The 24,969-nt window shown below is 71.2% G+C and carries 24 protein-coding genes; 2 read left to right on the top strand and 22 right to left on the bottom strand.

Annotated elements, in window-relative coordinates:
* Positions 1 to 97: 97 nt before the first annotated feature.
* The 15 genes from VF647_08755 to VF647_08685 all read right to left on the bottom strand — a co-directional run bounded on the left by VF647_08755 (position 98) and on the right by VF647_08685 (position 15,091).
* Positions 98 to 460 carry a MerR family transcriptional regulator gene (locus tag VF647_08755; GenBank protein HEX8452173.1) on the bottom strand — a complete coding sequence of 121 codons (363 nt, stop codon included), beginning with the start codon at positions 458 to 460 and terminating at the stop codon, positions 98 to 100.
* The gene (locus tag VF647_08750; GenBank protein ID HEX8452172.1) at positions 457 to 1,464 is read right to left on the bottom strand and encodes an NAD(P)H-dependent glycerol-3-phosphate dehydrogenase; all 1,008 of its coding nucleotides are present in this window, start codon (positions 1,462 to 1,464) and stop codon (positions 457 to 459) included. Before VF647_08750 ends, VF647_08755 begins: the two co-directional genes overlap by 4 nt.
* Positions 1,461 to 2,123 (bottom strand): glycerol-3-phosphate 1-O-acyltransferase PlsY, encoded by a 663-nt coding sequence (gene plsY / locus VF647_08745; GenBank protein HEX8452171.1) that lies wholly within the window; start codon positions 2,121 to 2,123, stop codon positions 1,461 to 1,463. Before plsY ends, VF647_08750 begins: the two co-directional genes overlap by 4 nt.
* Positions 2,120 to 3,445, bottom strand: a complete 1,326-nt coding sequence (der, locus tag VF647_08740; protein ID HEX8452170.1) for a ribosome biogenesis GTPase Der — start codon at positions 3,443 to 3,445, stop codon at positions 2,120 to 2,122. The genes plsY and der overlap by 4 nt, the downstream gene beginning before the upstream one ends.
* Before the next feature lie 133 nt (positions 3,446 to 3,578).
* Entirely contained in the window at positions 3,579 to 4,019 is a 441-nt protein-coding gene (locus VF647_08735) for a hypothetical protein (protein HEX8452169.1), read from the bottom strand.
* Positions 4,020 to 4,592: 573 nt separating this feature from the next.
* On the bottom strand, positions 4,593 to 5,861 hold the full coding sequence (locus VF647_08730) for a tetratricopeptide repeat protein (GenBank protein ID HEX8452168.1): 1,269 nt from the start codon (positions 5,859 to 5,861) through the stop codon (positions 4,593 to 4,595).
* 72 nt (positions 5,862 to 5,933) lie between these two features.
* Positions 5,934 to 7,103 (bottom strand): nickel pincer cofactor biosynthesis protein LarC, encoded by a 1,170-nt coding sequence (gene larC / locus VF647_08725; protein ID HEX8452167.1) that lies wholly within the window; start codon positions 7,101 to 7,103, stop codon positions 5,934 to 5,936.
* 291 nt (positions 7,104 to 7,394) lie between these two features.
* Positions 7,395 to 7,844, bottom strand: coding sequence for a hypothetical protein (locus tag VF647_08720; GenBank protein ID HEX8452166.1), 450 nt, complete (start codon positions 7,842 to 7,844; stop codon positions 7,395 to 7,397).
* Positions 7,845 to 7,930: 86 nt separating this feature from the next.
* Positions 7,931 to 9,454: a bifunctional phosphoribosylaminoimidazolecarboxamide formyltransferase/IMP cyclohydrolase gene (gene purH / locus VF647_08715; protein HEX8452165.1), complete on the bottom strand. Its 1,524-nt coding sequence runs from the start codon at positions 9,452 to 9,454 to the stop codon at positions 7,931 to 7,933.
* 3 nt (positions 9,455 to 9,457) lie between these two features.
* Positions 9,458 to 10,159, bottom strand: coding sequence for a phosphoribosylglycinamide formyltransferase (gene purN, locus VF647_08710; GenBank protein HEX8452164.1), 702 nt, complete (start codon positions 10,157 to 10,159; stop codon positions 9,458 to 9,460).
* Between the two features lie 3 nt (positions 10,160 to 10,162).
* On the bottom strand, positions 10,163 to 10,834 hold the full coding sequence (locus VF647_08705; GenBank protein ID HEX8452163.1) for an MBL fold metallo-hydrolase: 672 nt from the start codon (positions 10,832 to 10,834) through the stop codon (positions 10,163 to 10,165).
* Positions 10,827 to 11,270: a peroxiredoxin gene (locus VF647_08700; protein ID HEX8452162.1), complete on the bottom strand. Its 444-nt coding sequence runs from the start codon at positions 11,268 to 11,270 to the stop codon at positions 10,827 to 10,829. The genes VF647_08705 and VF647_08700 overlap by 8 nt, the downstream gene beginning before the upstream one ends.
* Positions 11,271 to 11,772: 502 nt before the next feature.
* Positions 11,773 to 12,162, bottom strand: coding sequence for an ACT domain-containing protein (locus VF647_08695; protein ID HEX8452161.1), 390 nt, complete (start codon positions 12,160 to 12,162; stop codon positions 11,773 to 11,775).
* Between the two features lie 71 nt (positions 12,163 to 12,233).
* Positions 12,234 to 13,310 carry a quinolinate synthase NadA gene (nadA, locus tag VF647_08690; protein ID HEX8452160.1) on the bottom strand — a complete coding sequence of 359 codons (1,077 nt, stop codon included), beginning with the start codon at positions 13,308 to 13,310 and terminating at the stop codon, positions 12,234 to 12,236.
* Between the two features lie 197 nt (positions 13,311 to 13,507).
* The gene (locus VF647_08685) at positions 13,508 to 15,091 is read right to left on the bottom strand and encodes an ATP-binding protein (GenBank protein ID HEX8452159.1); all 1,584 of its coding nucleotides are present in this window, start codon (positions 15,089 to 15,091) and stop codon (positions 13,508 to 13,510) included.
* A gap of 159 nt (positions 15,092 to 15,250) precedes the next feature.
* Between VF647_08685 and VF647_08680 the strand changes: the two genes are divergently transcribed.
* Positions 15,251 to 15,937 carry a metal-dependent transcriptional regulator gene (locus tag VF647_08680; protein HEX8452158.1) on the top strand — a complete coding sequence of 229 codons (687 nt, stop codon included), beginning with the start codon at positions 15,251 to 15,253 and terminating at the stop codon, positions 15,935 to 15,937.
* Positions 15,938 to 16,001: 64 nt separating this feature from the next.
* Positions 16,002 to 16,406, top strand: coding sequence for a hypothetical protein (locus tag VF647_08675; GenBank protein HEX8452157.1), 405 nt, complete (start codon positions 16,002 to 16,004; stop codon positions 16,404 to 16,406).
* A gap of 336 nt (positions 16,407 to 16,742) precedes the next feature.
* Here VF647_08675 and VF647_08670 read toward each other — a convergent pair whose 3' ends face one another.
* From VF647_08670 to VF647_08640, 7 genes are all read right to left on the bottom strand, one after another.
* Positions 16,743 to 17,186, bottom strand: a complete 444-nt coding sequence (locus VF647_08670; protein HEX8452156.1) for a GatB/YqeY domain-containing protein — start codon at positions 17,184 to 17,186, stop codon at positions 16,743 to 16,745.
* A gap of 269 nt (positions 17,187 to 17,455) precedes the next feature.
* Positions 17,456 to 18,361 (bottom strand): BON domain-containing protein, encoded by a 906-nt coding sequence (locus VF647_08665; GenBank protein HEX8452155.1) that lies wholly within the window; start codon positions 18,359 to 18,361, stop codon positions 17,456 to 17,458.
* A gap of 102 nt (positions 18,362 to 18,463) precedes the next feature.
* Entirely contained in the window at positions 18,464 to 19,498 is a 1,035-nt protein-coding gene (locus tag VF647_08660; protein HEX8452154.1) for a hypothetical protein, read from the bottom strand.
* Between the two features lie 123 nt (positions 19,499 to 19,621).
* The gene (locus tag VF647_08655) at positions 19,622 to 20,797 is read right to left on the bottom strand and encodes an aminotransferase class I/II-fold pyridoxal phosphate-dependent enzyme (protein ID HEX8452153.1); all 1,176 of its coding nucleotides are present in this window, start codon (positions 20,795 to 20,797) and stop codon (positions 19,622 to 19,624) included.
* An 11-nt stretch (positions 20,798 to 20,808) separates the two neighbouring features.
* Complete coding sequence (lspA, locus tag VF647_08650; GenBank protein ID HEX8452152.1) at positions 20,809 to 21,300, bottom strand: signal peptidase II; 492 nt, start codon at positions 21,298 to 21,300, stop codon at positions 20,809 to 20,811.
* A 359-nt stretch (positions 21,301 to 21,659) separates the two neighbouring features.
* Complete coding sequence (locus VF647_08645) at positions 21,660 to 24,206, bottom strand: helicase C-terminal domain-containing protein (protein HEX8452151.1); 2,547 nt, start codon at positions 24,204 to 24,206, stop codon at positions 21,660 to 21,662.
* A gap of 109 nt (positions 24,207 to 24,315) precedes the next feature.
* Complete coding sequence (locus VF647_08640; protein ID HEX8452150.1) at positions 24,316 to 24,567, bottom strand: hypothetical protein; 252 nt, start codon at positions 24,565 to 24,567, stop codon at positions 24,316 to 24,318.
* Positions 24,568 to 24,969 lie beyond the last annotated feature (402 nt).

The raw sequence follows: 24,969 nt of genomic DNA, 5'->3' as shown, positions 1-24,969 counted from the left end.
CGCCCCTACCCGTCCGGCGGGGGCGGGGTCGAGGGGGGACGACGGATCTCGCCCGCGAGTCCGCGAAGGCGGACTTTGTGCTGTTGTTGCAGCGAGTTTACTCGCCGGGGGCCTGCACCGGACCCAGCAGCTCCAGGATCTCCTCCAGCTCGCCGCGGAGGGAGCGGATGAAGCTCTGCTCCAGGGCGGCGCCGGCGGTGGCGGTGGCGGAGCCTTCGCGGTTGAGCTCCTCGATGCGCGCGCGCGCACCCTCGAGGGTGTAGCGCTCGTCGCGGACCAGGTGCTGGATCAGGGCGATCAGCTCCAGGTCGCGCTGGCGGTAGACGCGGTTGCCGGCGCGGTTCTTGGGCGGCGAGAGCGCCGGGAACTGCGTCTCCCAGTAGCGCAGCACGTGCGGCTTGATCCCGAACAGCTCGCACACCTCGCCGATCGCGTGGAACTCCCGCTGCGGACGCTTCATCCCCACGTCTCCCGCCGCGGCTCGCGCAGCATGAGGAGCTCCAGCGCGCGCGTGGCGGCGAGGCCCTCGTACAGCATCGCGTGCACCACCTCTACGATGGGCATCTCGATCCCCAGCTTGCGCGCGAGGTCGCGGGCCGAGCGCGCGGTGCGCACCCCCTCCGCCACCGCCACCATCCCGCCCAGGATCTCGTCGATGGGCCGGCCACGCCCCAGCTCGATCCCCACCTGCCGGTTGCGACTGAGGGAGCCCGTGCAGGTGAGGATGAGGTCGCCCATCCCCGCCAGCCCCGCGAACGTCGACGGCTCCGCGCCGGCGGCGACGCCCAACCGCGTGATCTCGGCGAGGCCGCGGGTGATGAGGGCGGCCTGCGTGTTGTGGCGGTACCCGAGCCCCTCCACGACGCCGGCCGCGATGGCGATGACGTTCTTGAGCGACCCGCCCAGCTCCACCCCGCGCACGTCGCTGCTCGTGTAGACGCGGAAGTACGGGGTCTGGAAGAGCGCCTGCGCCCGCTCGGCGGCCTCGGGCTGGTGCGAGGCGATGGTGACGGCCGTCGGGTGCTCCTCCCCCACCTCCTGCGCGAAGGAGGGGCCGGAGAGGAAGGCGGCGGCGTTTCCGTCGGGGAGGACGTCGGCCAGGACCTCGTCCATCGTCTTCAACGACTCGTTCTCGATCCCCTTGGACGCGCTCACCACCAGCGCACCTGGGGCCATGTGCCGCGCCGCCTGCGCCATCACCGGCCGCACCACGTGCGACGGCGACACGGAGACGACAACGGATGCGCCGTCGAGCGCCTCCTCCATGTCGGTGGTCACGCGCAGCCGTTCGTCCAGCCGCACGCTGTCCAGGTAGCGGCGGTTGACCTGCTCGGCGCGGATCGATTCCGCCACCTCGGGCTCGAACGACCAGAGGACGGTCTCACCGCCCTTCTTGGCGAGGAGGTTGGCGAGCGCCGTCCCCCAGCTCCCGGCGCCGATGACTGCGGTGCGCTCCAGGCTCAACGGACCTCCTCCGCGTCTGCGGTGATGGCCGCGGCGGCCACGGTGGCCTCCGGCTCGTGCCCGCGCCCGAAGCGGGGCTCCTCGCCGCGCACGATGCGGCGCAGGTTGGCGCGGTGCGAGAAGATGACGAACGCGGCGATCGCCCACCCCAGCCAGCGGATCTCCACGTGGCCGTCCGGCGGCGGCGCCAGGGCCAGCACCACAGCCAGCACGGCCGCGCCCGCCAGCGACGCCGCCGACACCATCCGCGTCATCTTGAGCACCCCCAGCCAGGTGAGGAGCGCCACGCCCAGGGCGAGCGGGGCCAGCGCGAGGAAGACCCCCGCCCCGGTCGCGACCCCCTTCCCCCCCTTGAACCCCATGTACACCGGAAAGACGTGCCCCACGATGGCCGCCGCGCCGTACGCCAGGCCCCACTGCCAGCCGGCGGGCTCGTCCCAGCGGGTGAAGAGGAAGACGGGGAGGAAGCCCTTGAGGATGTCGAAGACCATCACCGGCGCCGCCACCTTTGCGCCGAGGACGCGGAAGGTGTTGGTGGCGCCCAGGTTGCCGCTTCCGTGCCGTCGCAGGTCGATGCCGCGCGACCACTTCCCGGCCAGGTAGCTGGCCGGGACCGCGCCCCACAGGTACGACGCCGCGAGCGCCAGCCAGGGGCTCAATCCGCCTCCTCGCCACGCTGGCGGAGGTTGATGCGGATGGGCACCCCGCTGAACCCCCACGCATCGCGGAAGCCGTTCTGCAGGTAGCGCTCGTAGCTCTCCATCACCCCGTCGGGATGGTTGACCCAGAGCACCATCGTGGGGGGCGCGACGGAGACCTGGGTGCCGTACAGGAACTTGACCGGATGCCCATGATGGTGCGGCGGCTTGGCGCGCATGACGAGCGCGCGGAGCACCTCGTTCACCTCGTGCGTGGCGATGCGGCGCGTGCGCTGCTCCTGCACCGCGAGGATCAGGTCCAGCGTCTTGTACACGCGCTGTCCCGTCACCGTGCTGGTGAAGAGGATGGGCACCCACTTCAGAAAGGGGGCGCGGTTGCGGATCTCCTTCTCGTAGTTGGGCGCGCTCTGCGTCTCCTTTTCGACCAGGTCCCACTTGTTGGCGACAAGAACCAGCCCGCACCCGGACTCCCACGCTTTCTCGGCGATCTTGAGGTCCTGCACGGCGATGGGCTCGGTGGCGTCGATCATCAGCACGCACACGTCGGCCCGCGAGATCGCGCGCTCGGTGCGGATGGAGGAGTAGAACTCCACCCCGTCCTCGATCTTCGCCTGCCGGCGCAGCCCCGCGGTGTCCACGAAGATCAGCTTGCGGCCGTGGTACTGCATGGGGGTGTCGATGGCGTCGCGCGTGGTGCCGGCGACGTCGCTCACCACCAGCCGGTCCTCGCCGAGCAGCCGGTTGACGAACGACGACTTGCCGACGTTGGGCTTGCCGATGACCGCCACGCGCAGCGCCTCCTCCTCCTCTCCCTCCACGTCGGGGAGGTGCTTGACGATCTCGTCCAGGATGTCGCCGCTCCCCTTGCCGCTGAGCGACGACATGGGGAGCGGCTCGCCCAATCCCAGGTCCCAGAAGTCGTGGTGCCCCACGGCGTTGGGATTCCCCAGGTTGTCCACCTTGTTGACCAGCAGGATGGCGGGCTTCTGCGTCTTGCGCAGGATCTCGGCGATGGCGTAGTCCAGCGGATGCGCGCCGCTCTTGACGTCCACCACCAGCACCAGCACGTCCGCCTCTTCGATGGCGGTGAGCACCTGGGCGCGGATCAGCCGGTCCATCGGCTCGTCCGACCCTTCCACCATGCCGCCGGTGTCCACCAGGTAGAACTGGCGTGCGTTCCACTCGGTATGGTAGAAGTTGCGGTCGCGGGTCACCCCGGGACGGTCTTCCACGATCGCCACCCGCTCGCCGATGACGCGGTTGAAGAAGGTGGACTTGCCCACGTTGGGACGGCCGACGACGGCGACTACGGGAAGCTTCACGTCTATTCCAATGCTAAAAGGATGTTACCATACGAAAAAAGCGGCTCCGGAAAACCCGGGAACCGCTCGCGGCCCGATGTGCGCGGCCGGCGGGGCGAATATGGCGCCGCGCACCGGCCGCGTCAACGAACGGCTACCCCGCCAGCGGGGCCCCGCACGAGCCGCACACCGCCTGCCCCGGCTCGTACACCTCGCCGCAGACCGGGCAGGCGAAGGCCACCTCGCCCTCCGAGTCCATGTGCGCCTGGATCATCTCCAGCGCGGCGCCGTACTGCCACACCGGCACCAGCACGCGGGCGATGCTGAGCTCGCCCATGTCCACGGGGAAGGAGCGGTCGGCCTGGTTGTAGAGCAGCGCGTCGATCTCCTCGGCGCGCAGGTTCTCCACGATCAGCTGCGCCTCCATCTCCGACGCTGCACTGTACACCTGAGCCCACCCTTCGATCATCGGCACGGTGCGGTGCTCGTCGCAGAGCGCCGCGTGCGAGCCTTCCGGCAGGTTGCGGCACACCGCGCGCCCGCAGATCACGCAGCGGAACAACGCGAGCTGCGACGGGTCGTCCTCGCACGTCACCTGCTCCCGCAGCTTCCCGCACTGCGGGCATGCGTCCCCGCCCGCGAACTCCACTCCACAGTGTTCGCAGCGGACAGTCTGTTCCGCGATCTCGTCTACGCTCAAACCGGCTCCTCTCCGCGTGTCGTTCGTTTCCCCTCGAATCGCGGCGCTGGGTCGCAAGAAGCGTGCACCTTGGGGAAGTGCGTGAGTGCGTGAGTGCGTGAGTGCGAAACGAAAGTGCCTAGTGCCAAGTGCCTAGTGCCAAGTGCCACCGCGCGGCGCAGGCGCATGAACCTGCACCCCCCACATTGTCATCCTGAGGGAGCCGCCTAACAGAAGACAGCCGCACACCCAAGCTCTGGCGGCGATCGAAGGATCTAGCCGGCGAGGCAGGAGGACCGCGTGCGACGCCAGGCCTCCCGTCACGCGCAGTAGATCCTTCGCTCCGCGCCAGAAATCCGCGACGGGGAAAGGACCGTGAGGCGCGTCACTCAGGATGACAGAAGAAGGGGGAATAGTAACGGGGCGGCATCTCGCGACGCCGCCCCGCACTTACGCACTAACGCACTAACGCACTTCCGTTCGCTTCCGTCAGCTTCCCACTCGATAACTGTACCCCGTCACCGGCTGCGTCGTGGGCATCGCGACCTCGAACGGGGTCGAGGCGTCCTTGGCGGGGGCGTTCACGGTAATGCTCTGCGTGCCCACTGGGCCGGAGGGGCCGAAGAAGGTGAAGTTCAGGCGGATGGGCGTGCCCGCGCGCGCAATGCCGCCCTTCACCACACCGGTGAGGCGGGCGCCGTCGTCACGCGTGCTGAGCTGCGTCTCGTCCACCTGCACCGGCAGGGAGTCCGCCGCCTGGAGGGTGCTCACCGCCAGGTTCCGGTTCGCCGTCTCCACGGCAGTGTTGCGCGACGTCTTGGCCGCGTCCGAGATCCCCTTGTACGCGTTGAACAGCACGATCCGCGCGTTGTAGTTGAGCGGGTCGATCTGCACCAGGCGCGAGGCCACCGGCACCAGCTCCTGCCAGCGCTCCAGCTTGTACAGCGAGAGCGCGTGGTTGTACCAGGCATCGCGGTGGTTGGGGTCCAGGCGGTGTACCTCGGCGAACATCTCGCCGGCGCGCGCGAAGTCGTTGACCGAGAAGAAGTGCGCGCCCGCGTTCAGCAGCCCCGAAAGGCTCCCCGCCCGCGTCTCCACGAGCTCGGCGGCGTTGCTGGTGTCGGGCGTGACGCGCTCCAGCGCGGCGAGCGCGGCGCGGTACGCCGTGGCGGCGCGCGCGTGGTCGTTGCGGCCCGCGTACACCACGGCCTGGTTGAAGTACGCCTGCGGCATCGCCTCGTTCAGCCGCCCGGCCTGTTCCCACTGCGCCAGGGCCTGGGCGGTGTCCTGCCGGTTGAACGACTCCACGCCCGCGTTGAACACCATCTGCGCGGCGCGCTCGCGCTGCGGGTTGACCTCGCTCGCGAACTGCGGGCAGAGCGTCACCGTGCGGCGGAAGGCGCTGTCGGCGGCGGCGTAGTTGTTGGTGCCGAGCGCCGCCTGGGCCAGCAGGAAGTAGTGGAGCGGGTTGTTGGCGTCGGCCGCGATGCCGGCGCGCGCCTGCTCCATGGCCGTGTTGTAGAACGGCGTCTGCGCCGCGCCCTGGAGGATCAGCGTGCGGTTGAGCGCAGCCTGCGCGGCGGTGGCCTGCGCGGTCACGGCGGGCGGGCCCGCGGCGCACTGCACCTGCGGCAGCGCCGACGAAGCCGCCACGGTGGGCCCGGCGGCCGCGCCGCCGCCCCCGGTGGTGCCCGCGCTCGCGCAGGCGCTCGCCACGGCGATGCCGGCGGCAAGGATCAGCCCACGTTCGATCTTCATTTCCGTCCTCCGTGGAAGGGAAAGGTGCCGCCCCCGCAAGGGGCGATCGGTCCGGAGGCCGCGGCGGGGGAGCTACCCCTCGGCCGCGACGCCCTCGGCCAGCAGGGCGCGGTAGGCGGCCAGCGGGGTGATCCCCAGCGCCGCCGCGGCACGCGCCACGTCCTCGAACTCCGGTTTCGCCCGCTCGCCCCCGCCCGGGAGCGACGAGCGCTTCACGCGAACTTCCTGCCCGCGCCACAACACGGTTTCCATGCGGCGCGGCAGTGTACGCCGGTCCGCCGCCCAGAAGCGCACCCCGATGGTGGAGCCCGCATGGAAGAGCGCCTCCGCCACCGCGTCGCGACGGTCGGGATGCGCCAGCGCCTCGATGCGCACGCCGGGCCGTCCCTTCTTCATCGTCACCGGCAGCGCCGTGCAGTCGAGCGCCCCGGCCGCCAGCGCCGCCTCCATCAGCGGCGGCACGTACTCGGGCGACAGGTCGTCCACGTCGCACTGGATGACCACCACGCTCTCCGCCGCCGCCTCGTTTCCGTCCACCAGGATCAGCCGCAGGCAGTTGGGGCGGTCCTGCGGGTCGCGTGTCCCCGCCCCGAAGCCGTTGGCGACGGGCGTGAACGACACCGGCGCCGGGGTTCCGCCGGTGAGCGCCTGCAGGATGGCGGCCCCGGTCGGCGTGGTGCATTCACCTTCGAAGTCGGGATCGCGCACCGGGATACCGCCCAGCAGCTTGAGGGTGGCGGGCGCCGGGAGCGGGAAGTTGCCGTGCGCGATGTTCACCCAGCCGCGCCCCAGCGTCACGGGGCGCGTGTAGAACTCGGTCGCCCCCAGCTCCGCGCACCCGGCCATCGCGCTGAGGATGTCCACGATGGCGTCCAGCGCGCCGACCTCGTGGAAGTGCACCTTTTCGCGCGTGGTGCCGTGCACCTCCGCCTCGGCGTCGGCCAGCAGGGTGAAGGCGTGCACCGCCCGCTCCCTGACCTGCGCGGGGGCGCCGGTTCCCTCGATGATCTTGACGACGTGGTGCAGGTGCCGGTGCGCGTGCTCGTGCGGCAGCTCCAGCAGGAGCCGGGTGCACGCGATCCCCTTCCGCTGCACCCGCTCCGCGCCCACCCGGATGTCGCCGAGGTCGAGCCCGGCCACGAAGCCCTGCAGCCACTCCAGTGGCAGACCCAGGTCCAGCAGCGCGGCGACCGTCATGTCGCCGCTTATGCCGCTGAACGGGTCGAAGATCAGCCCCCGCACGATGTGTCCCCTGTTTCCGTGGTCGAGACCGGCAAAGTAGGTGGGACCCGGCGCGCCGTCAACCGGAGGGGGAAGGGGGAATGGGGAATGGGGAATGGTGGACCCGCGCACCGATGCCGTAGGGGCGGACCTGCGTGTCCGCCCACCCTCGCCCCCGCACCGATGCCCGCATGGCTCGTCGGGGCTGCCCCACGTGGCTGCCCGTGCCCTCCCTCGCGCCGAACTCCGGGTGCCCAACGCAAAAACCCCGCGGCAACTCCCGCGGGGCTCGTCGTCCGGCACCAGGCGCGTCTACTTCCGCGGCGCGGTGTCCCGCGCTTGGTTGGGTGACGGCCTGTGCAGCTCAACCTCCCACGTGTCCAGACGCGCCCCCTTGCCCGCATCCTCGCGGTAGTTCGCGATCCCCGCGGCCCGCGTGAACCCGGCCGCGCCCGCCGCGTTGGTCGCGAGCACCACGTCGTAGCCACTGATCCCCGGATCACCCAGAACGTAGATGGACTTTCCGAAGCGCGCCGGGTCCTCGCTCTCGAGCCGCTGCGCGAGCTGCTCGGCCGTGAGGGCACCCGGTTCATCCGCCACGAAGTACTTCCCGCCCTGCTTGATGCGGAGCCTCAGCCCCTCCGCGCCGGCCGACTGCGCCCCCGGCGCCGACGCCGCATGCTCCCGCGATCCACACGCCGCGCCTCCCAGCGCGAGGGTGAACAGCGCCGCCGAAAACAGGATGACACGCTTCGATGACATGGTGACCTTTTCGCCGGGGGAGCATTAAAGTGCCAGCAAACCGACCCCGCAACATCCGCTCCATTCCCCTTCCCCATTCCCCAAGCTCAGTGCCTGAACAGCCTCCGCCCCGTAAACACCATCGCGATCCCGTGCTCGTTGGCCGCGGCGATCACCTCGTCGTCACGAACCGAGCCGCCGGGCTGGATGATGGCGCGGACCCCGGCCTGCGCCGCAGCGTCCACGCCGTCGCGGAAGGGGAAGAAGGCATCGGAGGCGAGGGCGGCGCCCGCCAGGTCGAAGCCGTTGTCGTGCGCCTTCATCACCGCGATGCGCGACGAGTCCACGCGGCTCATCTGCCCCGCCCCGATCCCCAGCGCCATCCCCCCGCGCGCCAGCAGGATCGCGTTCGACTTCACCGTCGCTACCGCACGCCAGGCGAAGCGCAGATCGTCCATCTCCTCCCCCGTCGGCGCGCGCTCACTAGCGACTCGCCACGCGTCCTCGGGGAAGCGCATCGAGAGGCGGTCCTGCGCCACGAACCCGCCGCGCACTCGCTTGAAGTCCGTCTCCCCCGCCCCGCCGCCCGCCGCGGGGATGGTGAGGAGGCGGAGGTTCTTCTTCTCGGTCAGCAGCCGCAGCGCGCCCTCCGCGAACGAGGGCGCGACGATCGCCTCCACGAAGTTGGGGCGGAGGAGGACGGCCGCCTGCTCCGTCACCTCGGCGTTGAAGGCGATCACGGAGCCGAACGCGCTGGTGGGATCGGTCTGGAGCGCCTTGTTGTACGCCTCCGCCGGGTCCGCGCCGACGGCGATGCCGCACGGCGTGGTGTGCTTGACGATGGCGCACGCCGCCAGCGCCTCCCCCTCCCACGCGGAGACGGCGAGGAGCGCGGCGTCCACGTCGATCAGGTTGTTGAACGACAGCTCCTTCCCGTGAAGCTGCTTCATCGCCGCCAGCCCCGCGCCGCCCGCGTCCGCATCGCGATAGAACGCCGCGCGCTGATCCGGGTTCTCGCCGTAGCGGAGGTCCTGCACCTTTTCGAGCGACAGATTCAGCGACGTGCCCTCGCCCAGATAGCCCGCGATGGCACGATCGTACGACGAGGTGTGGTCGAAGACTTTGACCGCCAGGCGCCGCCGCAACCCCGCATCGTCCGACTCGAGGCCCGCGAGCACGGCGTCGTAGTCGGCTGGATCCACCACGACCCAGACGCTCGCGTGGTTCTTGGCGGCCGAGCGCAGCATCGACGGGCCGCCGATGTCGATGTTCTCGATGGCGTCGTCCAGCGTGACGTCGGGGCGCGCCACCGTCTCGCGAAAGGGGTACAGGTTGACGGCCACGAGGTCGATCGGCTCGTAACCCTGCGCCCGCATCTGCTCCATGTCGTCCGCGTTCGCGCGCCGCCCGAGCAGCCCCGCGTGAACGGCGGGGTGCAGCGTCTTCACGCGCCCATCCATCATCTCCGGATGCCCCGTCACCTCGCTCACCTCGGTGACGGAGAGGCCGCCTTCGCGGAGGGCGCGCGCGGTGCCGCCGGTCGAGAGAAGGGTCCATCCGCGCTCCGCCAGCGCCCGCGCGAAGGGGAGGAGTCCGGTCTTGTCCGAAACGCTCAGCAGTGCACGGGGCATGGTTCAGCCGCGGATGGGGGCCAGCGTCGCGCGCACCGATGCCTCCGGGGGCGCGGGCGACGCGAACAGGTCGAAACAGAGGGGGCCGCCAGGGGTGTCGTGCAGCGTCTCGCCGCGCGCCACCGCCTCGACGGCCATGGGGAGGATGCGGTGCTCCACCGCCAGCACCCGCGCGGCGAGCGTCTCCGGCGTGTCGCCCGGGAGCACGGGGACGGGCCACTGCGCCACGATCTCGCCCTCGTCGTAGCGGTCGTCCACGCGGTGCACCGTCGCGCCCGACACGCGCACGCCCGATTCAATCACCGCGCGGTGCACGCGCATCCCATACATCCCGTGCCCGCCGAACGCAGGCAGGAGCGCGGGGTGGATGTTGAGCATCCTCCCGCGAAAGCGCTCCACCACCTCCGCCGGGACCAGCGACAGGTATCCCGCGAGCACCACCAGCCCGATCCGGTGCTCCTCCAGCGCGGCCAGCAGGCGCGCCGCGTGACCGTCGCCGTGCTCGCGCGGGTCCACGACGATCCCCGCGATCCCCGCGCGCGCCGCCCTGTCCAGCGCGCCGATCCCCGCGCGGCTGCCCACCACCAGCTCCACGCGCGCCGGCGACGCGTCGCCGCGGAAGCGGTCGATCAGCGCCTGCAGGTTGCTCCCCCCGCCGGATGCGAGGACGGCGACGCGCACGGGTTCGTTCGGCGGGCTCGGCACGGGTCAGGCGAAGCGGCTGCCGCCGTAGACGCCGGTGATGAACGGGTTGCTCACGCGCTCGTGGCCCACCGTCGTCGCGGGGCCGTGGCCGTTGTACAGGGTGGTGGTGTCCGGGAGAGTGAGGATCTCCTCGCGGATGGACTTCATCAGCGTCTGCAGGTCGCCGCCCGGGAGGTCGGTGCGGCCGATGGAGCCCATGAAGATCACGTCCCCCACCAGCGCCACCCCGTCCCCTACCAGGATCACGTGCCCCGGCGCATGCCCCGGCGCGTGCCGCACGAGGAGCGTGCAATCGCCCACCTGAACCGTGCCGCCGTGCTCCAGCGCGTGGTCCACGGGCGGAAGCGGCGCCATCCGCATCCCGAACCACTCCGCTTGCGTCGGCGCGTTCTCGTAGAGCGGGCGGTCATCGGCGTGGAGGTAGATGGGGGCGCCGGTCTCCCGCTTGGCATGCGACAGCCCGTCCACGTGGTCGATGTGCGCGTGGGTCAGCACGATCGCGTCGATGGTGACGCCCGACGCACGTGCCGCCTCGAGCGCCTCCGGAGTGCCCGCGCCTGCATCCACCAGGATGGAGGAGCCGGTGCGCGCGCAGCTCACCAGGTAGCTGTTCTGCGTGAACGGCCCGCCCGTAAAGGTGCGGACGACGAGCTCCCCCCGCGGCGCCTCAGACACCTGCCGCTCCGGCGATCTCGGCGAACCCGTGCGCGCCCGGCTGCGCGTATGCGATGCGGCCGTCGCGATCGATCAAAAAGGTTGCACGACCCGTGTAGCCGTCATCCCGCAGCACGCCGTACGCGCTTGCGATCTCGGAGTCGACGTCCACGATCAGCGGAAAGTCGAGGGAGTACTTGGTGACGAAGTCGCGGTGGCTGGCCAGCGACCCCGGGTTGACGCCGAAGCGGACGATGCCGGCCGCGGCGTAGTCGGAGCTCTCGTCGCGGGCGGCGCACATCTGTGCGGTGCACCCGGGCGTGTCGTCCTGCGGATAGAACATGAGGAGCACCGCGCTCCTTCCTCGGAACTCGGGGAGCGAGACGCGCGCGCCGTCCGTCGTCTCCGCCTCGAACACGGGAGCCTCGCTCCCCACCGCAAGAAGTCCATCCGCCATCGCCGCCGCTCCTTCAGAAGTTGTCTGGGGCGAAGAAAATCGCACCCCGCCACCCCCTCCGCAACACAAGAGCCGCGCCGCGCCCCCCCCTTTCTGTCATCCTGAGCGAGCCGCCCCGCCGGGGCCGGCGTGGCACATCGTAGTCGTTGTGGCGAACGAAGGATCTAGCCGGCGCTGCACGAGGACGGGGTGCGACCACGAGCCTCGCATCACGCGCAGTAGATCCTTCACTGCGCGCCAGAGATCAGTGAGACGCCGGCGAGTGTGAGGCGCTTCGTTCAGGATGACATAAAAGAGGCGAGCCGCGCCCCCCCTTTCTGTCATCCTGAGCGAGCCGCCCCGCCGGGGCTGGCGTGGCACATCGTAGTCGTTGCGGCGAGCGAAGGATCTAGCCGGCGCGGCGGGAGGACGGGGGGCGGCCACGAGCCTCGCGTTACACGCAGTAGATCCTTCACTGCGCGCCAGAGATTGGTGAGAGGCCGGCGGCTGTGAGGCGCTTCGTTCAGGATGACAAAGAAGAGTGGTGCCCGGCGCGCCGCAGCGCCTCCACCGCATCATCCAGCCGCTCCGCCTTCACGAGCACGTAATCGGTGTCAAAGGTGGAGATCGCGAAGATGCTGATCCCCGCCTCCGCCAGCGGTGCGGCGATGGAGGCGAGGATGCCGGTGAGGCCGAAGTCGAGGGGGCCCGCGACGGCGAGGGCGCGCCAGCCGGGCTCACTGCGGATGCCAGCCGGCACCGCGTCCTGCGGGCACACGATCGAAAGCTCGTCGGACGTGCGGGTGACGGAGAGGAAGCCGTGGGGCGGGAGCCACGCCGGGAGCGGCTCGTCCGCGGCCAAGCGGCAGACGGCGAGCGTGTCGGGGAGGATGGTGAGGCGAAGCGGTGGCATAATGGGGCGGGTGGAAAGGAAACGCCCCGGAAGCTCGGGGCTCCCGGGGCGATTCGTCAACCGGATTCAGGTCAGGCGCAGCCGCATCCCGGCTTGCGGAGGCCGGCTTCCTCGAGCGCGGCTTCTTCGGCGGTCGGGGCGACCCAGCCCTGGTTGAGGTCCAGCATGCGGCGCAGCGAGAGCTCGGCGCGCGTGCGCACGTCCTCGTCCAGCACCAGCTCGTGCTGCTGGTGGTCCAGGCACCAGGCCAGCTTGGCGAGCGTGTTCACCTTCATGTTCCCGCAGATCGCGGCGCCGGAGAGCGGCACCAGCGTCTTCTCGGGGAAGCGGGCCTTGAGGCGGTCCACGATGCCGCGCTCGGTGCCAAAGATCACCTCGTCGTTCTGCTCGGCGATGTCCACCATCTTCGCCGTCGAAGCGACCATGTCCGCCTGCGCCAGGAGCTCGGCGCGCGACTCGGGGTGGATGACGACGAGGGCGCGCGGGTGCTTCTTCTTGGCGGCGGCCAGCTCGTCGAGCACCAGGTCGTCGTGCACGTAGCAGTAGCCGTCCCACGCCACGATGCTCCCCGGCTTCACCTCGCCCTCCTCGCGCCCCGCGATCACGTACGGGCGGCCGCTGCGCTCGGCGGCGTAGCGGGCCAGGTTGCGGTCGGGAACCAGGAGGATGGTGCGGTCGGCCGGGATGGTGTCGATCACCTGCACCACGTTGGCGGAGGTGCAGCTGATGTCCGACTCCGCCTTGACCTCGGCCGTCGAGTTGACGTACGCCACCACCACGGCGCCCGGGTACTGCGCCTTGAGCCGGCGCAGCGCGTCGCCCGTGACGAAGTCCGCCATGGGGCAGCCGGCGCGCAGGTCGGGCATGAGCACCGTCTTGCCCGGCGACAGGATCTTGGCCGTCTCGGCCATGAAGTGCACGCCGCAGAAGACGATCACGTCCGCGTCGGTGCGGGCGGCCTCCTGCGACAGGCCCAGGGAATCGCCCAGGTAGTCGCTGACTTCCTGGATCTCCACGCGCTGGTAGTTGTGGCCCAGGATGACGGCGTTCAGCTCCGTCTTCCGGCGGCGAATGCGCTCGGCCAGCTCTTCGCGGGTGAGGCGGGCGTAGTCGAGCGGCGTCTTCAGGGCGTCGGAGATCTGGATCAATGGCCACCTCGTGCGGAGTGGAACGCGCGCCCAGCAACGTTAAGCCGCGTAATATAACGACTTAGCCGCGCCCCGGCAACGCATCCGCAAGCTACGTTCTCGAAACGAGATAGGAAACCGCGGGCTCACACAGAGACACAGAGACACAGAGGAAAGACAACGAAGTTCTCTCCGTGGCTCTGTGCGAGGCTTTTCGTTCAGGCGGGGAGGGTCAGGCGGAAGGTGCTTCCCTGCCCGACGACCGACGCGACTTCGAGGGAGCCGCCGAGGAGCTGGGCGAGGCGGCGCGCGATGGGCAGGCCGAGGCCGGTGCCCTGGTCCGCGGCGTCGTCCAGGCGCACGAAGTCCTCGAAGATGCGCGCCTGGTCCGCGGCGGGGATGCCGGGCCCGAGGTCGGCCACTTCGACTATGGCGCCGGAGCCGTGGCGCGCCACGAGGACGCGGACCGGGCGGCCGTGGCCGTACTTGACCGCGTTCCCCAGCAGGTTGAGGAGGATCTGGCGGATGCGCTTTCCGTCGCCGCCCACGACCAGCGGGGGCTCGGGGGCTTCCAGGGTGACGGTGCACGATTGCTCAGCGGCGATCACCTCCACCGCGGCGACGGCGTCCCTGGCCAGCGCCACCAACTCCACTTCCTCGATGCGCGGCTCCACCTTACCCGACTCCAGGCGGGAGAGGTCGAGCAGGTCGTTGATCAGCTCCAGCAGGTCGGCGGCGCAGCGCTGCGAGCGCTCCACGGCGTCGCGCTGCTCGGGGCCGAGGGTGCCGTAGCCTTCGCCCAGGAGGAGCTCGTTGTAGAGCATCACGGCGCTCACCGGGGTGCGCAGCTCGTGGCTCGCCATCGCGTAGAAGCGGTCGCGCGCGGCCACCGCCTCCTGTCGCTCCCGTTCCGCCGTCACCCGCTCGGAGACGTCCACCACCAGCCCCACCGCCGCGGCGCGCCCCTCCACCTCGGCGCGCGATGCGTGGATCTCCAGCCAGACGACCTGGCCGTCGGCGCGCACACCGCGCAGCGAGTAGTGGGCGGCGCGTGGGGGGCCGTAGAGCTGGTTCCGCGCGTACTCCTCGGCGCTGGCGCGGTCGTCGGGGTGCACCACCTCCCACACGTTGCGCTCGCCGAGCGACGCCTCGTCTGTCGCGAAGATCTCGGCGAGGCGCGGGTTGAGGTAGCGGAAGCGCTCGTCCTGCACCACGAAGATTCCCGCTAGCGACTGCTGCAGCATCGCGCGGATCAGCCCGTCCGCGGCACGAAGCGAGGCCGGGCCGTGCTCGGGGCGCTCGCCTGCCCGCCGCCGCTCGATCTCCGCCACCGCGATCTGCGCCAGGTCGGCGAGCGTCGCCATGTCGTCGGCGCTCCACGCGCGGGGGCTCATGTGCAACGCGCACAGCGTTCCCAGCGCGTGCCCGTCCGAGGTCACCAGCGGGACGCCCGCGTAGGCGCGCACGCCCAGGCGCGTGACGGAGGGGTTGTCGCGCATGCACGCGTCTTCCAGCGTGTCCGGAACCGCCATCGCCGCGCCCGCGCCCGCCGTGTGCCGGCAGAGCGAGTGCTCCATCGGCGTCTGGCGGATGGGGGGCATGTCCGGGCCGGCGGCGCTCTTGAAGAACTGCCGCTCGCCGTCCAGCAGCGTGAGCGTGGACGCGCCCGCGCCCAGCGTCCGCACCACGAGGCGCGTCAGCCGGTCGAACACTTCTTCCGGCGCGGAGTCGAGCAGCCCCGTCTCCGCCAGGGCCGCCAGCCGGGCGGGATCGGTGAGGAAGGTGAGCGGCGGGGTGAGCATGCGGGCACGCGGGAAAGGGGCCCGGCACAGCAGCATGACCGCAAACATGCGCGTGGATCGCGCGGATGCGCAAGGTGCCGCTTGCCGCGCCGCCGCGATGCGCCGTACTGTTCAGCGCATCCCTGCACCCAACCCCGTCTCCGTGGGCGCGCCGTGTCGATGTTCAGCCAGGTGGTGGAAGACTACCTCAAGGCCGTGTGGATGCTCCAGCAGGCCGAGTCGCCCGTGTCCACGTCGCGGATCGCGGAGCGGCTGGGGCTCACCTCCGCGGCCGTCACCGCCATGGTCAAGCGGCTGGCCGAGCAGGGGCTGGTGCGCCACGAACGGTACTACGGCGTGCGGCTGACGGCGTCCGGGGAGCTGGCGGCGCTGCGCATCATCCGCCGCCACCGCGTGCTGGAGCTCTTTTTAGTCGAGAAGCTGGGCTACGAGTGGGACGGCGTGCACGAGGAGGCCGACCGGCTGGAGCACGCCGCGAGCGACGAGCTGATCGAGCGGCTGGCGCGGCTGCTGGGGGAGCCGGACCGCGACCCGCACGGCAACGCCATCCCCAGCGCGGACGGCGAGGTGGACACGGCGCACTACCCCTCGCTGGGCGACCTGGCGGCGGGCGAGTGCCGGCGCATCCTGGAGGTGGAGGTGGACGAGCCGGAGCAGCTCCGCTACCTGGGCTCGCTCAACCTGCGCCCCGGCGCGGAGGTGGAGCTGCTGGACAAGTCGCCCTTCGAGGGGCCCGTTTCGGTGGCGGTGAACGGGGCGCGCACGGTCATCAGCCACTCGCTGGCCCAGCGCATCCGCGTGCGTCCCACCCCCGCCCCGGAGCCGGCCGGCGACGCGCCGGGGTGAGGATGGCCGGGGTTTTGCGCCCGCCCTTCGCGACGGGACTACTTCCAACGCAATGGGCGCAGACATGGACTACAGGGATCGGAACGACGGCTGGTGGAAGCTGGCGCTGGGGGCGGCGGCGCTGGGGGTGATCGCCTTCGCCTTCCGCGGTGCGCTGCGCGGCGGCTCGCTGGAGGACGCGCTGGACGAGGGCTCGGGGCGCGACCTCCGCTCCGGCGCGGGGCCCCGCGGCTTCCGCGCCACCGACGGCTCGCGCGACTCGCACGGCGCCATCGGCGAGTACGCCGACGCGGACGAGGAGCCGGTGCTTGGGTACGACGGGATGGACCGCGACTCGCTCGTCGAATGGCTCCGCGACGCCAGCCTGGACGAGGAGACGCTGCTGCACATCGAGCGCTACGAGCGTGCGAAGCAGAACCGCGCGCCGGTGCTGGACGAGGTGGGGGATCTGCTGGCGGCGTTCGGGTGAGGGGGTGGGGCCGGGGCCGGTAGTTCCCGGGGGTGGAACCGGTGTGGTCCGGCGGTTGAAACCGCTGCAACAACTGCGGGAAACCTGCCTTCGCAGGTTTTGGGGTGGGGGCAATGCGGGATGGTTGGGGGCCGGCCCGCATCGCCCGGCCCGTGTCGCCGGGGGATGAATCCCCCGGCTGGAACAACGGGAAGACCGCTGAAGCGGTCTCGCCAACCGCAAGCCAGTCCGCGAAGGCGGACTTCCCGCGGTTGTTGCAGCGGTTTCAACCGCCGGTGCGAGAGGAGGCGCGGAGAGAAGATCTCCGCGCCTCCTCTTTCGTCCCAGGGCTGGGGTTCAGCCGGCGAGGACTTCCTTGGCGACGCGGTTGAGCTCCTTGCCTTCGAAGCGGCCCTTGGTGCGGGGGCTGACCTGCTTCATCACGTCGCCCAGGTTCTTGGCGCCGGCGGCGACGGCGTCGCGGACCATGGCGCGCACCTCGTCCTCGGTGAGCTGCGCGGGGAGGTAGGCCTGGAGCACGGCTGCCTCCTGCTCCTCCTTCTCGGCCAGCTCGGCGCGGGCGTTGGCGCGCATCAGCTCGGCGGCCTCGCGGCGCTTCTTGATCGCCGTAATCGCCACGCCCTGTACCTGCTCGTCGTTCAGCTCGCCGCCCACCTCGATCTCGCGGTTGCGGATCTCGGAGATGAAGGTGCTGAGCACGGTCGTGCGGAGCTTGTCGCGGCCGCGGCGGGCGTCGTTCAGGTCGGCGCGGATCTGGTCCTTGAGCGGTACGTCCGGCATCTGCGTTCGGTCCGGTGGAATGGCGGGTGGTGCGAGCGGTGGAATGTACGGTTGGGCGGCAGCGGAATCAATTCGGCGCCGGCGCGGCCTCGCCCTCGGACGCATGACGAACTGAGCCCCCTCTCTCGATAACGTGAGGGCGCAGCCCTCTCCTGTTATCGGGAGAGGGGGCAGGCGAGTGTAACGAGCCGGGGGTGAGGGCCCTGCCTGCAAAAACGCGGGCCGGAGGCATCGCCCCCGGCCCGCGCCGTTCGACCCGCGGAAAACGCTCAGGCGTTCTCGTCGCGGGGCTCCACGGGGTTGGCGGCCTGGTGGGGCTTCACCGGGACGTCGGCCTGCTCCAGGCGCAGCTCGATGCCGGGCTTGAGGCCCTCGCCCACGCGGCCCATCGAGTTCAGCTCCTGCGGCTGCTCGGGCTGCGGCACGGCGTGCTTGCCGTACGGGCTCTGGTTGTCCAGCTCGTCCTCGGAGAAGTTCGTGGGGTTCTCCGGGTGCGGCGAGGGCCGCGACGTCATGACCGTGTGCGAGTGCGCGAGATCCTCCTCCTCGAACTCGCGGCGGTCCGAGTGCTCGATGGAGGTCTCGCGGATGTGCTGCGAGTCGTCCCTCTGGTCGGGCTCGGTGTCGCCCTGACGCTTCCGCCCCATCCCGCTCACGTTTCCACTCCACTCTGCCGACATCGCTCCCCCCGTCCCCTGGTTTACGCGCGCCGGACGGCGCGCAATGTCGTTCTCGATCTCCAGCCGGTTGACCACCGTCTCCACGTTGGGCACGGCCTGCGCCGTGTGCACCGCCAGCTCCGCCTCGCCGTGCGTGTCCACCGAGCCGGAAAGCTCGATGATCCCACGGCTGATGGCGCCCACGTCGATCGGCCGCTCGGCGAGCACCGGGTCGCGCAGGAAGGCGTCCAGCACGGCGTCTTCCAGCCGGGTCAGCTCGCGCTGGTCGCTGTACTCGCGGCGCAGGCGTCCCGGGCGCAGGCGTTCGGTGAGGGAGAGGGCGCCGTCGCGGATCCTTCCGCGCACGCCGCCCGCCTGCACCTCGCGCGCGGCCCGCCCCACCACCCACAGCGAGAGCGCGAACCCGGTGGCGGCCCCCAGCGCGAAGACCAGCGCGTTCTCACCCTCGTTGCCGCCCTCGTCGCGCGGCGCGCGCTTCCCCCGGGCCTGAGCCATCTTCCCCCTTCGTACGATGTTGGTGCCAGACGATTTGCGCAGCGCGGCGCGGGGTGCGGGGGTGCAAGAGGTGTTCCAGCCGGGCACCGAAAGGGCGCCCGGCTATGGATTGCCAGGCGCCCCCGCGCGCCGTCGCTGCTCCCGCTCGCGGTCCATCCGTTCGCGGGTGGCCCGCGTGCGTTCTCGCATGTTCCGGTCGAGGTCCTGCGTCTCCTCCTGCCGGTCGATCTCGCCGCGCTGGCGCCTCTCTTCCGCGTCGTGCAGCTCCGATTCGCGGCTGCGTCCCACGGGCGGCGTGGTGCAGGTGGGGATGCGCCTGCCGGCGATGACGGGCGCGCCGCACTTGCCGATCCCCCACTCGCGTCCCTGCCGGTCCTTGATCGTCCAGTTCTCGGCTCGATGGCGGCGACGCGCCTCGTCGGCTATGGAGTCGTTGTAGGCGCCCAGGCTGCGGGCGATTCGCGCGCGGACCCGGTCGTTGTCGCTCATTGGGGTTTCGCGAGCCGCCTCGGGAGTCACCACGAGCCGCCCGTCGCCCAGCTCCGTACCCAGCCGCCCACCCGCCGCGCCCGAGCGCCCGCGTCCGGTTCCCGTGCCCGCACCGGGCGCGCCCGTTCCGGGAGCGGCGCCCGTGCCCTGAGACGCACCCTGCGCCGCACCCACGGGAGCGCCGCCCGCGCGTGGTGCCGCGCGCGCCGGGATCCCCGAGGGGGCGCGCTGCGGAAAGCTCCTCAGCTCCGGCGCGGCGACGGACGCCGTGTCCGCCCGCACCGGCGCCGCGACCTGCTCGGCGCTCGTGGCGGTCTGCGGGGCCGCGGGCGCAGGCTCACCACCCGCACCTCCGTCGTCGCCCGGCCACGCGCCGATGTCCACGTAGCTGACCGCATCCGACGGCGCACCGACTCGCGGTGCATCGCTCGGCTGCACGGGCCGCCTCACGGGCGCCATCCACACGACAAGCGCCAGCAGGAGGTGCGCGCCCAGCGAGAGCGCAACTCCACGCCGGCTGACGTGCGTGCCGCGCTCGTGTCGCGGCTTGCGGGTGAACGGCGCGCGCACAGGGACGTGCGGAACCGCCCCGGTGGCTTGCGGGGTGCGCGCGTGCGCGGGCGGCGGTTCGAGAGTGGCGCGGGTCATCGTCTCCATTCTACTCGACCCCGCCCACCCGGTTCCGCCCTCGCCATGATCCGCGCATTAAACAAGCGAGCCCGGCAGGGGATGGGCATCCCCGCCGGGCTCGTGTCCGCGACGCGCGAAAGCTCAGACCGCGGCCGTCTCCACCATCCGCGCGATGCGCCCCGCCGCCTCGCGGATCCGCTCCTCCGACGTGGTCAGCGCGATGCGAAAGAACCCCTCGCCGCCGCGCCCCAGCGACTTGCCGGGGAGCACGGTGACGCCCTGCTCCAGGAGAAGGCGGCGCGCCCACTGCTCCGACTCCACGCCCTCGGGGAGCGGCACCCACAGGTACATCGTAGCGGCGGGATTGGGCACGTCCCAGCCGGCGCCGCGCAGCGTCTCGACGGCGGCGTCGCGGCGGGCCTGGAAGGTGGCCACGTTCCCCGGCACCCACTCCGCGTGCGAGCGGAGCGCCGCGGTTCCCGCGTGCTGGATCGAGAAGGGAACGCCCGTGTCCGCGAAACTCTTCACCCGCTGCAGCGCCGCGATGAGCTGCGGCTCGCCCACGGCCCACCCCGCGCGCCACCCCGTCATGTTGTACGTCTTGGAGAGCGAGTGGAACTCGATCGCCACCTCGCGCGCGCCGGGGATCTCCAGGATCGACGGCGGAACGTACCCGTCGAACGCCACCTCCGAGTACGCGTTGTCGTACGCCAGGATCAGGTCGTGCTCGCGGCAGAACTCCACCGCGCTCTCCAGGTACTCGCGAGGCGCGATCGCGGCGGTGGGGTTGTTGGGGTAGTTGAGGTAGAGGATGCGCGCGCGCTTCACGACATCGGCGGGGATCTCGTCCAGCGGGATGAGGAAGTCGTTCTCGGGCCGCAGCGGAACCAGGTGCGCCTCGCCGCCGGCCAGCACGGTGCCGCCCAGGTACGCCTGGTAGCCGGGGTCGGGCATGATGGTGACGTCGCCGCGCTCCAGGAAGGCGAAGGGGAGGTGGAAGATCCCCTCCTTGGAGCCGATCAGCGGCAGCACCTCGCGCATCGGATCGACGGCCACGCCGAAGCGCCCCTGCATCCAGCGCGCGATCTCCTCGCGGAACTCGACGAGCCCGAGCTGGAAGGCGTAGCGCGAGTTGGCCGGGTCGAGCGCCGCCTCGCGCAGCGCCTGCACCGCGGCGGGAGGCGGCGCCAGGTCCGCATCGCCCGTCCCCAGGTCGATCACGTCCACCCCCCTGGCCAGCAGCTCGCGCTTGATGGCGGGAACGTCGGTCAGCGGGTAGGGCGGCAGACCCTGGAAGTGGCGGGCGAGACGGGGCATGTACGAGGGCCTCAGATCACTGTGGACGGAGTGGAGTCGGCGGGGGTGTCGCGCAGCAGTCGTGCCGCCAGCACCACGGCGCCCAGCGAGATCGCCATGTCGGCCACGTTGAAGACGAAGGGGAAGGAGCGCACCAGGATGAAGTCGGTCACGGCGCCGTCCATCAGCCGGTCGCCCAGGTTCCCCAGCGCCCCCGCGACGACGAGCCCGGACGCCATGCGCACCCATGCGTCGCGCGTGGTGCGCATGATCTGGAACGCCATCGCCACCCCCGCGAGCGCCGCCAGCGCCAGCAGCGGCGTGCGCCACGCCGATTCGCTTCCCGCGAACGCCGAGAACGAGATCCCCGGGTTGCGGCGGTGCGCGAGCCACACCCACCCGCCGACCACGGGCCGCACGGTGCCGTACGACAACTGGTTGGCCACCCAGAACTTCGTGATCCAGTCCGCCGCCACCACCCCGGCGATGCCGAGCGCGAGCCAGCGGTTCTTTGAGAGCTTCATCTGATCCTGGATGTGCGGCGCCGTAGATCCGGAATGGCGCAGGTACACGGGTGCTGCGAGGGGGTTCCCGGGCCCCCTCCCCCCGGCCCCCTCCCCCGCCTGCGGGGGCGCAGGGCGGGGGAGGGGGAGAACTGCCGTGCGCTTGGCACAAAACCCGTAGGGGCGCGATTCATCGCGCCCGTGTCACGGGCTGCTCCGCCACCCGCCCGTGCGCACCGAAGACGGTAGGGGCAGACCTGCGTGTCTGCCCACCCTCGCCGCAATCCAACCCTCGCCCCTCGGCACCGACCCTCGTAGGGGCCGCCCCACGTGGCTGCCCGTGCCATCCGCCGCGCCGCCCCCGGCAACGCGCCCCTACCCTACCCCGCTCTCCTCGCCTCCATCCGCTCCCCGTAAAACCGCAACATCGCCTCCTTCACCTCGCGCCACGGCCCCTTCACCACCGGCGCGGGTGGGAGCGAGTCGGTGAAGTACCGCCCGTAGCTCTTCTTCGCCACACGCCCATCCAGCACCAGCACCACGCCGTGGTCGCCGGTGGAGCGGATCAGGCGGCCGAAGCCCTGCTTCAGCCGGATCGCCGCGCTGGGGAGCATGTACGACACGAACGAGTTGCCCCCCGCCCGCTCGATCGCCTCGATGCGAGCAGCGGTCACCGGCTCGCTCGGGACCTTGAAGGGGAGCTTGGGGATCACCAACCCACGGAGCGCGGAGCCGGGGACGTCCACCCCCTCCCAGAACGAGGTGGTCCCCAGCAGGATGCCGCGCCCTGAAACGGCGAAGCGCTCCACCAGCTGCCCGCGCGGCCCCTCGCCGTGCACGAAGAGCGGCCACTCCAGGTCCGCGCGGCGGCGGCGCAGCTCGGATGCGACGTGGCGGAGCGCGCGGTACGAGGTGAAGAGCACGAACAGCCCGCCGTCCGAGATCTTTGCGTGCTCCAGCACCGCGCGCACGGTGGCCTCGTCGTGGCGCGGATCCGCGTCGCCTGCCGGGAGCGGGAGGTCGGTGGGGACGGCGAGCAGCGCCTGCCGCCCGTAGTCGAAGGGCGACGGGAAGACCGCCTCGGCCACCGGGTGCTCCTGCTCGAACGCGTCGCTGAGCCCCAGGCGCTGGCGCACGAAGCGGAAATCCTTTTCCTGCGTCGAAAGCGTCGCCGAGGTCAGGATCACCGTCGGCACCTGTTCGAAGACGGACTCGCGGAGGACACTGGAAAGATCGAGCGGGGCGGCGTTCAGCGTCAGGTTCCCCTCGCGGCTCTCGCGCGCCGCCTGCCGCTCCATCCAGCGCACCATCTTCACCTTCTCCTCGCCCGGCCGGAGCGCCATGCGCAGGCCGTCCGCCGCGCCTTCCACGCGGTTGGCGGCGCCGCGCAGCTCCATCAGCTGCGGCTCCAGGTTGCGGCGCAGCTCGTCGTCGGTGGCGACGCGCTCGCGCAGGAGCTCCATCCCGGCCAGCATCGACTGGAGGTTGTCCAGCAGGCCGGAGAGCGCATCGTCCAGCCCCAGCGGCCACACGGGGTGCGCGGCGAAGTGGTCGTCCAGCCGCGCCAGTGGCTCGCCGGAGTTGAAGACGTCGTTGAGGAAGGAGAACACCGCCGCCGCCCGCTCCCGCGCCCCCTCCAGCGACGGGAGGAGCCGCTCCTCGATGGTGTCGAGCGCGGCGCGGGCCAGCAGGTCGTTCTTCACCGCCCCCAGCGCCCCGCGGAAGGCCGGGAGCAGCCCCTTCCCCCGGTGCTCCAGCCTTCGCAGCGTGCGGAAGAGGCCACGGCGGGACACGGTGGCCCCGAGGTGGCTCGTCGCCGCCTCCTCCAGGTTGTGCGCCTCGTCCAGCACCAGCCGCTTGTAGTGCGGAAGGACGGCGGGGGAGGAGTAGTTCCCCTGCGCGCGCCGCACGGCCAGGTCGCTGAACAGGAGGTGGTGGTTGGAGACGACGATGTCCGCCGATGATGCCTCGCGACGGGCGCGCTGGTAGAAGCAGTCCTCGAAATTGGGGCACTTCGCCCGCAGGCAGATGTCGCTCTCGGACGACACCTCGTCCCACACCTCGGCCGAGGGGCGGAACGAGAGGTCGGAGAGGGAGCCGTCCGCCGTCTTCCCCAGCCACTCGACGATCCCGGCCAGCTCCGCCTGCTTCTCCGCGTCGAACAGCGCCGCCGCGTTGTCCCGCGCCAGCAGCGCGCGCCGCACGGAGACGTAGTTTCGCCGCCCCTTCACCAGCGTGAAGCGGAAGGGGAGCCCCAGCGCGCGACGCAGCATGGGGAGGTCCTTGTCGACGAGCTGCTCCTGGAGGTTGATGGTGTTGGTGGACACCACCGTGCGCTCGCCGTTGAGCACGGCCCAGCGGATCGCGGGCAGGAGGTACGCCACCGACTTCCCCGTCCCCGTGCCCGCCTCCGCGATCCCGACGCCGCCCTCGTTGTAGAGCGCGCCGATCATCCGCGCCAGCTCGCGCTGCTGCGGCCGGTCTTCGTAGCGCGGGTGGCGCGAGGCGAGCGCTCCGCCGGGGCCCAGGTCGCGGTCGAGCGAGTCCAGGTCGAGCGGGGTGCACTCGCTGGAGTCGGGCGGCTCCACGATGACGTACAGCTCGCTCGCGTCGTTGTCGACGATGGCGGAGCCCAGCCCCATCTCCCACACCCGCGCCGCGACCTGGAAGTCCGCCTCGGAGGGCTCCAGCACGCCGGAGGGGTGGTTGTGGATGAGCAGCCCCCCCGCTTCGGGCGACTTCACCAGCGCCAGCACCGCCGACGGCCCGCCCCGCGCAATCACGCGCGGCTCGGTGACGGCCCCGCCCTCGCCCACGCGCGCGACGAAGCACACCTCGTTGCCCCGGGCGCGCGCGATCTCCCGCCGCACCAGCTCGGCGGCGGCGGGTTCAAGGAACAGCTCGACGGCGGAACGTTGTTGCTTCATCTAACGGGGGAGCGGGATGCGGGCACGGGCGAAACAGAAGTGCTAAGTGCTGAGTGCCAAGTCCTGAACAGCAGCTCGACCCAGCACTTTAGCACCTAGCACTTAGGACTTAGCACTCTTCCTCACCCACCTCGCGCGCCGGCTCGGACTCCTCGAGCGCCTCGCGCAGGAGCTCCTCGTCGTCTTCCGCCACGGCCTCCATCTCCACGTATCCAACCCGCGGCGGCTCGGTGGGGTCCTCGGGGCAGAGGAAGCGCGCGCCGTAGAAGCCGCGCTCAGTGGGCGCGGGGTGCCCGTAGAGGATCTCCACCAGCCACCCCCTGCCCCGCTCGTCCTGGAAGATTGCCCTGTCTTTCGCCATTTCTTCGGTACAGTGCTGCAGCCGGGGTGTTCCGTCAACGTTGACGAAGTGTACCCAAGAGGGGGCCGGGATGGACGGGGGGGGGGGGCGTGGGCCCCCTCCCCCGCTCGTCACCTCGCGGCCCCTCCCCCAAAACTGCCTGGGGGAGGGGCGGACGCGTGCATCCGTGCGCGGTGCGAGGGCGTCACGCACGCGGGCACGGGCAGCCACGTGGGGCTGCCCCTACGGGTGTTCGGTGGTCAGGTGCGGAGGTCGCGATGGGGGCGAGGGAGGGCAGACACGCAGGTCTGCCCCTACCGGCATCCGGGTCATGGCGCGAGGGGCGGTGCGGCGGCGGGCACGGGCGCGATAAATCGCGCCCCTACCGGATCTCTGCGCCGCGCACGGAGTTCTCCCCCTCAC

It is taken from the genome of Longimicrobium sp. (genome assembly GCA_036387335.1).
In the GTDB taxonomy this organism is placed as follows: Bacteria; Gemmatimonadota; Gemmatimonadetes; order Longimicrobiales; family Longimicrobiaceae; genus Longimicrobium.
The sequence above is the reverse complement of the archived record's forward strand: the minus strand, read 5'-3'. Positions and strand labels throughout refer to the sequence as shown.